We start from the raw sequence: 16,543 nt of genomic DNA, 5'->3' as shown, positions 1-16,543 counted from the left end.
CCGTCCACCGTTTCCGCGTCGCGGATGTCGGTCTTGCCCATCTCCACGAACCGGCCACCCGACCGCAGCAGCCGCACCGACGCGTCGATGAACTCACCCGCCAGCGAGTTCAGCACCACATCCACACCCCGCCCACCGGTCACCTCAAGGAACCGCTCCTCGAAGTCCGTCGAACGGGACGAGGCGATGTGGTCATCCGGAATGCCCAGCGAGCGCAGCGTGTCCCACTTCGACTCACTCGCGGTCGCGAACACCTCGGCGCCCAGATGCCGGGCCAGCTGAACCGCCGCCATCCCCACACCACCGGCACCCGCATGCACCAGCACCGACTCACCCGACGACAACCCCGCCAAATCCACCAACCCGTAATACGCCGTCAGGAACACCAGCGGCACCGCCGCGGCATCCTCCAACGACCACTCGTCGGGGACCTTCACCAGCGCACGCCGATCGGCCACGGCGACCGGGCCGAACGCGCCCTGCACCATTCCGAGCACCCGGTCACCGACCCCAAAAGCGGTGACCTCGGAGCCGGTCTCGACGACCACACCAGCAGCCTCGCAACCCATCCATCCGGCGTCCCCGGGGTACATGCCCAGCGCGTTGAGCACATCGCGGAAATTCATCCCCGCCGCCCGTACCGAGAGCCGGACCTCATCGGCCCGCAGCGGTTCGGTGGCTTCCGGGAACTCCACCAGCGAGAGGTTGTCCAGCCTGTCCTTCTGCCTGCTGTCCAGGCGCCATGCCACGTCTGCCGGGGGCACCAGGTCCGTTGCGGTGGACACCCGGGCCAGCCGGCCGACGCGTACGGCTCCGTCACGCACCACGACCTGCGGCTCGCCGGAGGCGAGCGCTACCGGCAGCGCAGACATGGATGCCTCCCGCTCGTCCACATCGACGAGCAGGAACCTGTCCGGGTGCTCGGCCTGGGCCGAGCGCACCAGCCCCCATACCGCCGCTCCGGTCAGATCCCTCACCGGTGTGCCCTCGTCGACCGCGATGGCTCCTCGGGTGACGAACGCCAGACGGGAGTGCGCGAACCGGTCGTCGGCCGCCCATTCCTGGATCAGGCCGAGTACCCGCGCGGTCTCCTCGTGCACCGACGTGACCACATCGTGGGCTCCCGCGGACCCGGCCGCGACCGTCACCACCTCCGGCACTGTCTCCAGTGCCGCCAGGTCCGCGGCCTCGTCGGCGGTCAGCTCCACCATGTTCAGCCCGGTGCCGGCCACCGGATCGGCCGGGGCGGGCACCCACTCCAGCCGGAACAGCTCGTCCCGCTCGCCGCGATGTGCTCCCGCCTGCTGCTCGGCGGAGTGTGGCCGCAAGGTCAGCGATTCCGCCGACAGGACCACCGCACCCGCCATGTCGACCGCCGTCAGCGACACCGACTCGGCCCCGGCCTTGGCGATCCGTACCCGGAGCACGGAGGCTCCGCCGGCATGCAGGGACACCCCGCTCCACGCGAACGGCAGCCGGCCCCGGTCCGACTCTCCGAGGTCCACGAAGGACACCGCGTGCAGGGCCGCGTCCAGCAGCGCGGGATGGATCCCGAACGACTCGGCGTCGCTCCCCTGCTCCGGCAGCGCCACCTCGGCGAAGGTCTCTTCGCCGCGCTGCCAGACGGCTCGCAGCCCCTGGAACAGCGGGCCGTAGCCGAAGCCTCCCTCGGCGAACCGCTTGTAGAAGCCGTCCAGTTCGACCGGGGTGGCCTCCGTGGGAGGCCAGGTCGACATGGTGGGTTCGGCGGGTCCCCGCCCAGCGGCCAGCACACCCGTGGCATGGCGGACCCAGGGCTGGTCCGTTGCGTCAGCGGGCCGGGAGTACAGGTTCACGCCCCGGCGGCCGGACTCATCCGGCTCGGCCACCCAGAGCTGGATGGCCACCGCGTCTCGCTCCTCCAGCACCATTGGTGCGGCGAGCGTGAGTTCATCGACGCGGTCACAGCCGACCTGGTCCCCGGCGCGGATCGCCAGCTCCAGGAAACCGGTCCCTGGGAACAGCACCACACCGCCCACGGCGTGGTCGGCCAGCCACGGGTGCGACCGCAGCGACAGCCGCCCGGTGAACAGCAGACCGCCGGCGTCCGCCAGCTCCACCGCGGCACCCAGCAAGGGATGCTCCGGCGCCCCCAGCCCGGCGGCGGTCACGTCCCCGGTGCGGGCCGCGGGGGCCGGCCAGTACAGCTCGTGCTGGAAGGCGTAGGTCGGCAGCTCGACCCGACGGGCTCCGGTCCCGGCGAAGAACCGCTGCCACTCGACAGCCACGCCATGAGAGTGCAACCGGGCCAGCGCCGTGACCAACGCCCGCTCCTCGTCCAGATCCTTGCGCAGGGCGGGGACGAGAGCAGCGGTACCGGCCGACTTCTCGGACAGGCTCTCCTGTGCCATCGCGGAGAGCACCCCATCCGGGCCCAGCTCCAGATACGTGGTCACCCCACGCTCGTCCAGCCACCGCATGCCGGCGGCGAAACGGACGGTCTCCCGAACATGGCGCACCCAGTACTCGGCCGAGCACACCAGCTCCGGGCCGGCCAACTCACCTGTCAGATTCGAGACGAACGGAATCGCCGGGGCCTCATACGAGATGTCCCGGGCCACCCGCCCGAACTCCGCCACCATCGCATCCATCAAGACTGAGTGAAACGCATGCGAGACTCGCAAACGCCTAGTCTTCCGCCCCAACTCCTCATACGTGGCCGCCACCTCCAGCACCGCGGCCTCGTCACCGGCGACCACCACCGAACTCGGCCCGTTGACCGCCGCGATCGACACCCCGGCCGTCAGATACGGAACCACCTCGTCCTCGGTGGCCTGCAGCGACACCATCGCCCCGCCCAACGGCAGCTCCTGCATCAGCCGGGCCCGCGCCGCCACCAACGTGCACGCATCCGCAAGCGAGAACACCCCGGCCACATGCGCCGCCGCGATCTCACCGATCGAATGACCCGCCAGATAGTCCGGCCGGACACCCCACGACTCCACCAGCCGGAACAACGCCACCTCGACCGCGAACAACGCAGGCTGCGTCCACCCCGTCTCATCCAGCAACCCCGCCTCGACCGACCCGGGCTCCGCGAACATCACCTCCCGCAACGGCCGGTCCAGCTCCCGGTCCAGATGCGCACACACCTCGTCCAGAGCCTCGGCGAACACCGGGAACCTTCCGTACAACTCCCGGCCCATCCCCGCCCGCTGACTGCCCTGCCCCGAGAACAGGAACGCCACCACCCGGTCCTCCCGGGCCACGTCCTGCACCACACCGGCAGCCGCACCGCCCACGGCGAGGGCACGCAACCCCTCCATGGCCTCACCACGGTCCCCGGACAACACCACACCGCGCCGCTCGAACGCCGCCCGCGTGGTCAGCAAGGACAGTGCGAGGTCGGCAGGGGCCGGCCCCGGATTCCGCTCCAAGTACGAGAGCATCCGCGCCGCCTGGGCCCGCAGCGCCTCCGCCGTCTTGCCCGACACCGCCACCGGGACGACGCCGGGCGCCACCACCGGCACGACGCCCGGCGCCGCATCCGGCGTGTCGTCCTCGGCTCCAGCAGCCGCCGGCGGCGCCTGCTCCAAGATGGTGTGCGCGTTGGTGCCGCTGATCCCGAACGACGACACCGCCGCTCGCCTGGGGCGGCTGCCCTCCAGCCACTCCATCGGCGCGGTCAGCAGCCTGACAGCGCCGGACGACCAATCCACATGCGAGGTCGGCTCATCGAGGTGCAGGGTGGCGGGCAGCGTGCCGTAGCGCAGCGCCATGACCATCTTGATCACCCCGGCCACACCCGCCGCCGCCTGCGTATGCCCGATATTCGACTTCACCGACCCCAGCCACAGCGGACGCTCCGCGTCCCGATCCCGGCCATACGTCGCCAGCAGCGCTTCGGCTTCGATGGGGTCGCCCAGCGTGGTACCGGTTCCGTGTCCTTCCACTGCGTCGATATCGATGGGCGAGAGACCGGCGTCGGCCAGGGCCTGCTGGATCACTCGCTGTTGGGACGGGCCGTTCGGCGCCGTGAGCCCGTTCGAGGCACCGTCCTGGTTCACCGCCGAGCCCCGCAAGATGGCCAGCACCTCATGGCCATTGCGCTGGGCATCCGACAACCGCTCCAGCATCAGCATCCCGACGCCCTCCGACCAGCCCACCCCGTCAGCACTCTCGGAGAAGGACTTGCACCGGCCATCGGCCGCCAGACCGCCCTGCGCACTGAAGTCCACAAAGGGCCCCGGAGTGGCCATGACCGTCACACCACCGGCCAACGCCAGGGCACATTCGCCGGCCCGCAGCGCCTGAGCCGCCCAGTGCATGGCCACCAGCGACGAGGAACACGCGGTATCGACCGTCACCGCCGGCCCCTCCAGGCCGAGGGCGTAGGCGACCCGGCCCGACATCACGCTGCCCGCCGTGCCGGTCCCGACGAAGCTCATCACCTCCTCGGGGAATTCCGCACCGGAGCCGTAGTCGTGGTACATCACTCCGGCGAAGACACCGGTCCGGCTGCCGCGCAGCGTCAGCGGGTCGATCCCGGCCCGCTCGATCGCCTCCCACGAGGTCTCCAGCAGCAGCCGCTGCTGCGGATCCATCGCCAGCGCCTCACGGGGTGAAATCCCGAAGAACCCGGCGTCGAACTCCCCCGCCTCGTGCAGGAACCCACCCTCACGCACATAGCTCGTGTTGCCGCGAGTGTTCCGATCCGGGTCGTAGAGCGCGTCCAGATCCCATCCCCGGGTGGTCGGGAATCCGGAGATGCCGTCCAGTTCGTCACTCACCAGCTGCCACAGGCCCTCAGCGGAATCCACACCACCGGGGTAGCGGCAGGCCATGGACACGATCGCGATCGGGTCGTCGTCAACGGGCGTACGGCGCGGCGCCGGCGCGATCGGGCCACTGGCGGTGCCGAAGAGTTCCGCCACCAGGTGTTCGGCCAGCGCCAGCGGTGTGGGGTAGTCGAACACGAGGGTGGACGGCAGGCGCAGTCCGGTGGCGTTGGCCAGCTGGTTACGGAGCTCCACCGCGGTCAGCGAGTCGAAGCCCAGCTCACGGAACTCATGTCGGACTTCGACCGCTTCCGGCGACTCGTGCCCGAGCACCGAGGCCACCTCGGTGCTCACCAGGTCCACCACGGCACGGACCCGGTCCGCCGGGCGCAGCTCCGTCAGCCGCTGGGTGAGCGTGGCCGCTGAGGCCGGGTCGCTTGCGGCGGCGTGGCGGCGCGGGGTCCGGTCGGCGTCGGAGCGCACCAGCCATGGCACCTCACGCCGGGCCCGCAGCGCGGCCACATCGACGCGGGCGGGCACCAGGAGCGCATGCCCCAGCGAGCACGCGGTGTCGAACAGCGCCAGGCCCTGCTCGGCGGACAGCGGCGACATCCCGCCCCGCGCCATCCGTTTGACGTCCGCTTCGCCGAGCTCGCCGGTCATTCCCGCGCTCTGTTCCCATGGGCCCCACGCCAAGGACGTCGCGGCAAGACCGTGCGCTCGCCGGTATTGGGCCAGGCCGTCCAGGAAGCTGTTCGCCGCGGCGTAGTTGGCCTGCCCGGCGCCGCCGACGATGCCGGTGACCGACGAGAACACCACGAACGCCGTGAGATTCATGTCCCGGGTGAGATCGTGCAGCTGCCATGCCGCGTCCACCTTGGGCCGGAAGACGGTGTCCAGCCGGTCCGGTGTCAGCGAACCGATCACACCGTCGTCCAGGACACCGGCGGTGTGGACGACCGCGGTGAGCGGATGCTCCTCGGGGATCCCCGCGAGCAATTCCGATACGGAGGCCCTGTTCGCGACATCGCATGCGACGACCCGGACCTGGGCTCCGTGCGCGGTCAGTTCGGCGACCATCTCGACGACCGCGTCGCTCTCGCCACCGTGCCTGCTGGCCAGCAGCAGATGCCGGACACCGTGCTCGGCCACCAGGTGCCGTGCGAGCAGGCGCCCGAGACCGCCCGTGCCACCAGTGATCAGGACCGTGCCGGCCGGATCCCACTGTCGCGGCTCGAGCTCCCCGGTGACCGGGCGGCCCAGCCGTCCGACCCGGACGGCGCCGTCACGGACGACCGCCTGTGGCTCTCCGGAAGCGAGCACGGCGGGGATCGCCGCGGCGGCGTTCTCCGTCTCGTCGAGGTCGATCAGTACGAACTGGTCAGGGTTCTCCACCTGCGCCGCCCGCACCAGGCCCCACACCGCGGCGGCGGCCAGGTCGAGGACCGCGTCCCCGTCTTCCGCCGCGACCGCGCCCCGGGTCACGAACACCAGGCGGGACCGGGCCGACCGGTCGTCGGCCGTCCAGTCCTGGAGCAGCCGCAGCGCCGTGGAGGTGAGTGCTCGCGCCGTGTCGGCCACCATGTCCGGGCCCGCCTCGCCGCCATGGGCAGCTCCGCTGAGCGGGACCAGCACAACAGCGGGATCGTCTCCGGGCATCTCGCCCAGGGACCCCAGGTCCTGGTACGTCGTGACGGAGGTTTGCGGCGCCGTGAGTGCCGCTCCGAGCGTGAACTCGTCCGTTCCGAGTACGGCCCACCGCAGGCCCTCGGTGCCATGGACGGACCTGGGCGTCGGCACAGGTGTCCATTGCAACTGGAACAGCGATTCGTGCCGGCGCGCGGAAGCGGCGGCCATGTGTTCAGTGGACACCGCACGCAGGACGAGCGAATCGACCGACACAACCGGGTCCCCGGCCGTGTCGAGCGCCAGCAGCGACACCGATTCCGCACCGGCCTTGGTCAGCCGTACCCGCAGCGTCGACGCGCCACCGGCGTGCAGACAGACCCCGTTCCAGGAGAACGGCAACCGGCCGGCCGCGCTCGCGTCCAGGTCCACGAACAACGCCGCGTGCAGCGCGGCGTCCAGCAGCGCGGGGTGAACGCCGAAGGATTCGGCATCGGTCACTCGCTCGTCCAGGGCGACCTCGGCGAAGACCTCGTCCCCGCGCCGCCACACCGCCCGCAGCCCCTGGAACACCGGCCCGTAGGCGAATCCGCCCTCCGCGAACCGCTCGTAGAACCCCTCGAGATCGACCTCGGTCGCCCCCTCAGGCGGCCACACCGCGCCACGGGACTCCGCCCGGCGCTCCCCGGCCGCGAGCACACCCGTGGCATGGCGTACCCAGGGGCCCTCCGCGACATCGGCGGGACGGGAGTGCACGGTCAGACTGCGGCGTCCCGAGTCGTCCGGCTCGCCCACCCGCAGCTGCACCGCCACCGCATCCCGCTCCGGCACCACCAAAGGCGTCGCCAGGGTGAGTTCCTCCACCGAACCGCAGCCGACCTGGTCACCGGCGCGAATCGCCAGCTCCAGGAAACCGGTGCCGGGGAACAGCACCACACCGCCGGCCGCGTGATCGGCCAGCCACGGGTGGGTGGCCACCGACAGGCGACCGGTGAACAGCAGACCGCTGGAATCGGCCAGCTCCACCGCCGCGCCCAACAGGGGATGGAGCGCGGAGACCAGGCCAAGACCCGAGGCGTCTCCTGTACGGAGCGAGGTCGCCGGCCAGTAGCGCCGACGCTGGAAGGCGTAGGTGGGCAGGTCCACCCGTCGAGCACCCGTTCCGGCGAACAGCGCCTGCCAGTCGACCCGCACGCCGATGACGTGCAGTCGGGCCAGCGCGGTGAGCAGCGCCCTCTCCTCTTCCTGGTCCTTGCGCAGCGCCGGGATCACGACGGTGTCGGCGGACGGCTCGGGCAGGCTGTCCTGGGCCATGGCGGACAGCACTCCGTCGGGGCCGACCTCCAGGAACGCGGTCACCCCGGCGGCGCTGAGTGCGGCCACCCCGTCGGCGAACCGCACCGCCTCGCGCACATGGCGCACCCAGTACTCCGGCCAGCACATCGACTCCGCCGACGCCAGCTCACCCGTCACATTGGACACCAGCGGGATCCGCGGAGCCTCGATGGACAGCTCCTCCACCACCCGCCGGAACCCGTCCAGCATCGGCTCCATCAACGGCGAGTGAAACGCATGCGACACCCGCAGCCGCCTGGTCCTGTGCCCCTCCTCCTCGAACCGGGCCGCGACCTCCGACACCGCGGTTTCGTCCCCGGCGATCACCACCGAGCGCGGTCCGTTGAGCGCGGCGATCGACATCCGGCCGGTCAGATACGGAATCACCTCGTCCTCCGCGGCCTGCAGCGACACCATCGCCCCGTCCGACGGCAACTCCTGCATCAGCCGGGCCCGCGCCGCCACCAACGTGCACGCGTCAGCCAGCGAGAACACCCCCGCCACATGCGCCGCCGCGATCTCACCGATGGAATGACCCGCCAGATAGTCCGGCCGGACACCCCACGACTCCACGAGCCGGAACAACGCCACCTCGACCGCGAACAACGCGGGCTGCGTGAACGCCGTCTGGTCAAGCAAATCGGCGTCGGCCGACCCCGTCTCCGCGAACAGCACATCGCGCAGCGGCCGGTCCATGTGCGCGTCCAGCTGCGCACACACCCCGTCCAGCGCATCGGCGAACACCGGGAAGCGCCCGTACAGCTCCCGGCCCATCCCCAGCCGCTGACTGCCCTGTCCCGAGAAGAGGAACGCCACCGTGGGCTCGGTGTCGGCGGCGCCCTCGGCGACCGCCGCCACGCCTTCCCCGTCGGCCAGCAGCACCGCACGGTGCTCGAACGCCGACCGGCTCGTCGCCAGCGAGTAGCCCACATCCACCGGCGCCAGACCGGGGTTCGTGTCGACGAACGACATGAGCTGGTCGCTCTGGGCTCGCAATGCGGGCTCGTTCTTGCCCGACACCAGCCACGGGACCAGCCACGGCACCAGGCCGGGAGCCGAGGAAGAGCCCTCGGGCGCCGCGGGTGCCGGGCCTTGCTCAAGGATGATGTGGGCGTTGGTGCCGCTGATCCCGAACGACGAGACACCCGCCCGACGCGGCCGATCGCCCTCCGGCCACTCAATGGGCTCGGCCAGCAGCTCGACCGCGCCGGCGGACCAGTCCACATGCGAAGTCGGCGCATCCACATGCAGCGTCGGGGGCAGCACCCCGTGCCGCATCGCCATGACCATCTTGATGACACCGGCCACACCCGCCGCCGCCTGCGTATGACCGAGGTTCGACTTCACCGACCCCAGCCACAGCGGCTGTTCGCGCTCCTGGCCGTACGTGGCCAGCAGCGCCTGCGCCTCGATCGGATCGCCGAGCCGGGTCCCCGTACCGTGCGCCTCCACCGCGTCCACATCCGACGTGGACAGCCCCGCGCTCGCCAGCGCCTGACGGATCACCCGCTGCTGCGACGGCCCGTTCGGCGCCGTGAGTCCATTGGACGCGCCATCCTGGTTGATCGCCGAGCCCCGCACCACCGCCAGCACCTCGTGGCCGTTGCGCCGGGCGTCCGACAGCCGCTCCACCACGAGCATGCCGACACCCTCGGACCAGCCCGTACCGTCCGCCGCATCGGCGAATGCCTTGCACCGGCCGTCCGGCGCCAGCCCACCCTGGCGGCTGAACCCGGCGAATCCCACCGAGGTGGACATCACCGTCACACCGCCCGCCAGGGCCAGTGAACACTCCCCCGACCGCAGCGCCTGGGCCGCCAGGTGCAACGCCACCAGCGAGGAAGAACACGCGGTGTCCACCGTCATCGCCGGGCCTTCCAGAGCCAGCGTGTACGACAGACGTCCGGACGCCACGCTCGCGGCGAGCCCCGTACCGGCGTGCCCGGCCAACTCCTCCCCGGCGTTCATGACCAGAGTCGAATAGTCCTGGCCGTTCGTGCCGACGAACACACCGGTCCGGCTGGACCGGAGCGACACGGGGTCGATCCCGGTGCGCTCGAACGCCTCCCACGCGGCCTCCAGCAGCAGCCGCTGCTGCGGATCCATCGCCAGCGCCTCACGCGGCGAGATCCCGAAGAAGCCCGCGTCGAACTCCGCCGCGTCGTAGACGAACCCGCCCTCGCGGATGGCCCCGCCGCCCCGCCCGTCGGGGTCGTCGGCGAGTATGCCCAGGTCCCAGCCTCGGTCGGTGGGGAAGGCGGAGATCGCGTCACGGCCGTCGGCGACCAGGTCCCACAGCTGCTCGGGAGAGCGCACACCGCCGGGGAACCGGCAGCTCATCCCGACGATGGCGATCGGGTCGTCCATGAGTGGGGCGGCCGGCAACGCCGGGAGAGCGGTCTCGGTCCGCGTGCCCATGAGCTCGGTCAGCAGGAGCTGTGCCAGCGCCGCGGGCGTCGGGTGGTCGAACACCAACGTGGACGGCAGGCTGAGACCGGTCGTCGCCGCGAGCTGATTGCGCAGCTCGATCGCGGTCAATGAGTCGAAGCCCAGATCCTTGAACGCCCGGTCTGCGCCGATGGCCGCCGTCCTGGAGTGCCGCAGCACCTGGGCGACCTCCGTACGCACCAGGTCGACGAGGAACCGCGACCGCTCGTCCTCCGGCAGCGCGGCAAGCCGCTCGGCGAGGCCCGCCCGGGATATCTCCGCGACACCGCCCGCGGCCTTACGACGACCGGGCCGTACCAGTCCGCGCAGGATGGCGGGGACACCGCCGGGCAGCCGCAACGCGCCGTTTCCGATCCCGAGCGGCAGGACCAGTGCCTCGTCACAGGCGGTGGCGGCGTCGAACAACGCCAGTCCGCGCTCGACCGAGAGCGGTGGCATGCCCGCTTCGCTGATCCGGCGCATCTCGTCGTCGCTCAGGGTGCTGGTCATGCCCGTGCCCTGCGCCCAGGCTCCCCAGGCGAGGGAGATCGCGGGGAGGCCGTGGGCACGCCGGTGCTGGGCCAGGGCGTCCAGGAAGATGTTGCCCGCCGCGTAGTTGGCCTGACCCGCGGTGCCCATCACACCGGACACCGAGGAGTAGCAGACGAATGCGGCCAGGTCAAGGTCGCGTGTGAGTTCGTGCAGATGCCATGCGGCGTCGACCTTGGGTCGCAGTACCGTGTCCAGCCGTTCCGGGGTCAGCGATCCGATGACACCGTCGTCCAGTACGCCCGCGGTGTGTACCACCGCGGTGAGCGGGTGTCCGGCCGGGACGGCGGCGAGCAGTTCGGCGGTGGCGGCTCGTTCGGAGAGATCACAGGCGGCCACGGTGACCTCGGCGCCGTAGGCGATCAGCTCGTCCCGCAGCTCCACGGCGCCGGGGGCATTGAGGCCACGCCTGCCGGCCAGCAGCAGGTGTCGGTGGCCACGTCGGGTGATCAGATGCCGGGCCAGCTCGGCACCGAGCCCGCCGGTGCCCCCGGTGATCAGTACAGTGCCCTCGGTGTCCCAGCGGCGGGGCGTGGTCAGGACGACTTTGCCGATATGCCGGGCCAGGCTCATGTGCCGGAACGCCTCGCGGGCCCGGCGCACATCCCAGGTACGCACCGGAAGCGGCCGCAGAGACCCGTCGCCGAACAGCCGCACCAACGCGACGAGCATCCGCTGGATGTGCTCATGGTCCACCAGCCCCAGGTCGAACGGCTGGTAGTGGCACTCCGGCAGCGCCTGTGGGTCGCGGATGTTCGCCTTATTCAGGTTGTCCAGCTCCAGGAACCGGCCGCCCGGCGCCAGCAGGCGCAGCGAGGCGTCGACGTACTCCCCCGACAGGGCGTTGAGTACGACATCGACCCCGCCACCGTCCGTGGCAGCGGCGAACCTCGGCTCGAACTCCGTGGTGCGCGAGGAGGCGATGTGTTCCTCCGCCACGCCCAGCGACCGCAGGGTGTCCCACTTGCCCTCGCTCGCGGTGGCGAACACGTCCGCGCCCAGATGGCGGGCCAGTTGGATCGCCGCCATGCCGACGCCGCCCGCGCCCGCGTGAATCAGCGCCTTCTCCCCGGCTCGCAGACCGGCGAGTTCCACCAGTGCGTGGTACGCGGTCAGGAACGCCAGCGGCACCGAGGCGGCGGTCTCCCACGTCCAGTCGTCGGGAACGCGGGTGAGGAGCCGTTCGTCCGTCACCCCCACGGGGCCGAATCCGCCGGAGAGCAGGCCCATCACCCGGTCGCCCGGCCGGAGCCCGGTCACCTCGGGGCCGATCGCCTCGACCACACCGGCGGCCTCGGAGCCGAGCGGCCCGGCTTCGCCCGGATAGCTGTCGAGCGCGCCCAGGACGTCGCGGAAGTTCAGCCCGGCGGCGCGTATGGCCACCCGCACCTCGCGGCCCGTCAGTGGCTCGAGCGTCTCCGGGCACGCGGCGAGCGTCAGCCCGTCCAGGCTGCCCTTCGCGCGGGTGGCCATCTCGCGGATGTCCAGCCGCCACGGCGCACCGGTCGGCGGCACCAGGCTGTCGGACGAGGCCAGCTGTGTCATCCGCGCGACACGTACCGCGCCCCCGCGGACGACTGCCTGCGGCTCCTCGGCGTCAAGCAGCCCGGGAAGTGCGGGCAGCACGGCCGCGGACTCCGCCGAGTCGTCCAGGTCCACCAGCAGGAACCGGCCGGGGTGCTCCGACTGGGCGGACCGTACGAGGCCCCACACCGCCGCGGCCGCCAGGTCGGTGATGTCCTGGTCCGCGTCGGCCACCGCTCCTCGGGTGACGAACACCAGGCGCGACCGGGCGAACCGCTCCTCGGCCAGCCAGTCCCGCAGCAGCTCCAGCGCGTGGTGGGTCAGTTCGCGCACCGACTCGGGGCCACGAGCGGGGTCGTCGCCCATGAGCGGGGCGACCACGACCTGAGGGACCGCGGCGCCTTCGGGCCCGGCCAGGTCGGCCAACGCCCGTACCCGCGTGGTGTCCCGGGTGACGCCCGCGGACTCCAGCACCGCGGCCAGATCCCACGTGTCCGTGCCGAGCACTGCCCACTCGGCGGCCCCGGCCGCGCCGTCCAGCTGCCGGGGCACCCACTCGACCCGGAACAGCGAGTTCAGCTCGTCGCGGCCCGTCGTCGCAGCCGCCCGCGTCGAAGCCGGCCGCAGTGCAAGCGAGCCCACCGAGAGCACCGGTGCGCCCTGTACATCCACGGCTGTCAGCGCGACCGTGTCCGGGCCGCTCCTGGTCAGCCTGATCCGCAGCGTCGACGCCCCCGAGGCGTGCAGCGACACCCCGCTCCAGGTGGACGGCAGCAGGCCCGGTCCGTCGGCGTCGGCGTCGGCGTCCGTGAACACGGCCGCGTGGAGTGCGGCGTCGAGCAGCGCCGGGTGCACGCCGAAGGTTTCCGCGTCCCGTACGTCCTCGGGCACGGCGACTTCGGCGAAGACCTCCGTACCGCGCGTCCAGACCGCCCGCAGTCCGCGGAAGGCCGGTCCGTAGGCCAGCCCCGCCCGTTCGTGGTGTTCGTACAGGCCGTCCAGGTCCATCGTGGTCGCCCCGTGCGGCGGCCATGCCGTCGTATCGAATTCGGAGACCTCCGCGCCCTCCGTGAGGACTCCCGTGGCGTGCAGGGTCCACTCCTGCCCGGGGCCGTCGGCGGGGCACGAGTGGAACCGCAGTTCCCGGTGTCCGAGGTTGTCCCGGCTCCCCACCCAGAGCTGCACCCGCACCGCGCCCCGCTCGGGCAGTACCAGGGGGGTGGTCAGCGACAGGTCCTCGACCCGATCGCAGCCGGCCTGGTCGGCGGCGCGGACCACCAGTTCAAGGAAGCCGGTGCCGGGGAAGCACACCTGCTCGCCCACCACGTAGTCGGCCAACCAGGGGTGCGTGGTCAGCGACAGTGTGCCGGTCAGCACCAGCTCCTCGGAGGCCGCCACCGTCATGGCGGCGCCCAGCAGCGGGTGCCCGGCCGGCTCCAGTCCCGCACCGGTCAGGTCCGCCACCCTCACCGAGGTGGACGGCCAGAACCGCTCGTGCTGGAAGGCGTAGGTGGGCAGGTCGACCCGGCGCGCACCGGTTCCGGCGAAGAACGCGGACCAGTCCACGCCGACACCCGTCACATGGAGCCGGGCCAGCGCCGCCACCACGGCGGACTGCTCATCCCGGTCCTTGCGCAGCGCAGGGACCACCACGGCGTCCTCGGGCACCGACTCCTGGGCCATCGCCGACAGCACGCCGTCCGGGCCCAGCTCGACCAGTACGGAAACACCTTCCTCGGTCAGCGTCCGCAGGCCGTCGGCGAACCGCACCGACTCCCGTACGTGCCGCACCCAGTACTCCGGCGACAGCAGTTCCTCCGCCGTGGCGAGGCGGCCGGTCAGATTGGACACGACGGGGATGGCCGTCTCCTGGGGCGACAGACGTGCCACCACGTGCCGGAAGTCCGTCAGCATCGGGTCCATCAAAGGGGAGTGGAAGGCGTGGCTGACGGCCAGCCGCTTGGTCTTGCGGCCCTCGGCTTCGAGGCGGGCCGCGGCCTGATCCACCTGGGGCTCTTCACCGGCGATCACCACCGAACGCGGTCCGTTGAGCGCGGCGATCGACACGCGCTCGCCCAGATACGGGACGACCTCGTCCTCAGTCGCCTGTACGGACACCATCGCCCCGCCGTACGGCAGCTCCTGCATCAGCCGGGCCCGGGCGGCCACCAGGGTGCAGGCGTCCGCCAGCGAGAACACCCCCGCCACATGCGCGGCCACGACCTCGCCGATCGAATGCCCGGCGAGACAGTCCGGTGTGATGCCCCAGGACTCCAGCAGCCGGAACAGCGCCACCTCGATGGCGAACAGCGCGGGCTGCGTCCATCCCGTCTCGTCCAGCAGTGCCGCGTCGGCCGAACCGGGCTCGGCGAAGAGCACGTCCCGCAGCGGGCGGTCCAGTTCCCGGTCCAGATGCGCACACACGGCGTCGAGGGCTTCGGCGAACATCGGGAACCGACCGTACAACTCCCGTCCCATACCGGTCCGTTGGCTGCCCTGGCCGGAGAACAGCACCCCGAGTTTGACGCCGCTCCTCGCCCCGCCACGGGCGATCTCCACCGGGCCGTCGTCATCACCGATGTCCGCCAGCAGCACGGCGCGGTGCTCGAACAGCGACCGGCCCGTGGCCAGCGAGTAGCCCACGTCCAACGGCGTCGGGCCGGGGTTGTCATCGGCCCATTCCCGCAGCCGGTCCAGCTGCGCCGCCAGCGCCTCCGGGCTCTTCGCCGACACCGGCCACGGCACCGGCCCCGCGTCCACCGGACCCGCGACCATCGGCACCGCCTCGGACACCACAGGCGCCGGGCCCTGTTCGAGAATGATGTGCGCGTTGGTACCGCTGATTCCGAACGACGAGACACCCGCCCGGCGCGGCCCGCCTGCCTCCCGCCACTCGGCCGGCTCCCGCAACAGCTCGACCGCACCCGCCGACCAGTCCACATGCGACGACGGCTCATCCACATGCAGTGTGCGCGGCAGCATCCCGTGCCGCATCGCCATCACCATCTTGATCACACCGGCCACGCCCGCCGCCGCCTGCGTATGCCCGATGTTCGACTTCACCGACCCCAGCCACAGCGGCCGCTCCCGCCCCTGCCCGTAGGTGGCCAGCAACGCCTGCGCCTCGATCGGATCACCCAGCGTGGTCCCCGTACCGTGTGCCTCCACCGCGTCCACGTCCACCGGGGAGAGACCTGCGCTCGCCAACGCGGCACGGATCACCCGCTGCTGCGACGGACCGTTCGGCGCCGTCAAACCATTCGACGCACCGTCCTGATTCACCGCCGAACCACGCACCACCGCCAGCACGTCGTGGCCGTTGCGCCGCGCGTCCGACAACCGCTCCAGCACCAACAACCCCACGCCCTCGGACCACCCCGTGCCGTCCGCCGCATCCGCGAACGCCTTGCAGCGGCCGTCCGGGGCCAGTCCGCTCTGCCCGCTGAAGCCCACGAACCCGCCAGGGGTGGACATCACCGTCACACCGCCCGCCAGGGCGAGTGAGCACTCCGCCGACCGCAGCGCCTGCGCCGCCAGGTGCAGCGCCACCAGTGACGCCGAGCAAGCCGTGTCGACCGTCATCGCGGGGCCTTCGAGGCCGAGTGTGTACGAGAGCCGGCCGGACGCCACGCTCGCCGCGATGCCCGTACCGGTGTGCCCCGACATATCGGAGTTCGCCGTCCTGACCAGGTCCGAGTAGTCCTGGCCGTTCGTCCCGACGAACACCCCGACCTGGCCGCCACGGAGCGATACCGGGTCGATTCCGGTGCGCTCGAACGCCTCCCACGCGGACTCCAGCAGCAGTCGCTGCTGGGGGTCCATGGCCATCGCCTCACGCGGGGAGATCCCGAAGAAGTCGGCGTCGAACCCGGCCGCGTCGTAGAGGAAGCCGCCCTTGGCGGTGTCGCTGCTCCCGGAACCGCCGCCGGAGAGTCCGTCGAGGTCCCAGCCACGATCGGTCGGGAAGCCGGAGATCGCGTCCTGTCCCTCGGCGACCAGTCGCCACAGATCCTCGGGGGAGCGCACATCGCCCGGGAAGCGGCAGCTCATCCCGACGATCACGACCGGGTCGTCGGCGACGTCGGCAGCGACGACCGCCGGGCCGGGCCTGTCGTCACGGTCTCCCGTCAACTCGGCCACCAGGAAGTCCGCGAGGACGGTGGGGGTGGGATGGTCGAACACCAAGGTGGCGGGCAGGCTGAGCCCGGTCACGGTGGCGAGCTGATTGCGCAGCTCGATCGCGGTCAGCGAGTCGAAGCCCAGATCCTTGAACGCCCGGTCGCGCTCGAGCTGCGCAATCAGCTCGCCACCGTGACCGGGCTCAG

1 protein-coding gene and 1 pseudogene are annotated in these 16,543 nt (G+C 71.5%); both read right to left on the bottom strand.

Features of this window, described 5'->3' with window-relative positions; all coding sequences use genetic code 11:
• Positions 1-11,147, bottom strand: an 11,147-nt coding sequence (locus ACWDSL_RS44760) for an SDR family NAD(P)-dependent oxidoreductase (RefSeq protein WP_450494370.1), incomplete at its 3' end; no start/stop codon positions are given.
• A 144-nt stretch (positions 11,148-11,291) separates the two neighbouring features.
• Positions 11,292-16,451 (bottom strand): annotated as a pseudogene (locus tag ACWDSL_RS44755) (beta-ketoacyl synthase N-terminal-like domain-containing protein); the annotation flags it as partial.
• Positions 16,452-16,543: the final 92 nt, after the last annotated feature.

It is taken from the genome of Streptomyces sp. NPDC000941, from assembly GCF_053599555.1.
This window is presented reverse-complemented; position numbering and strand designations above follow the sequence as displayed.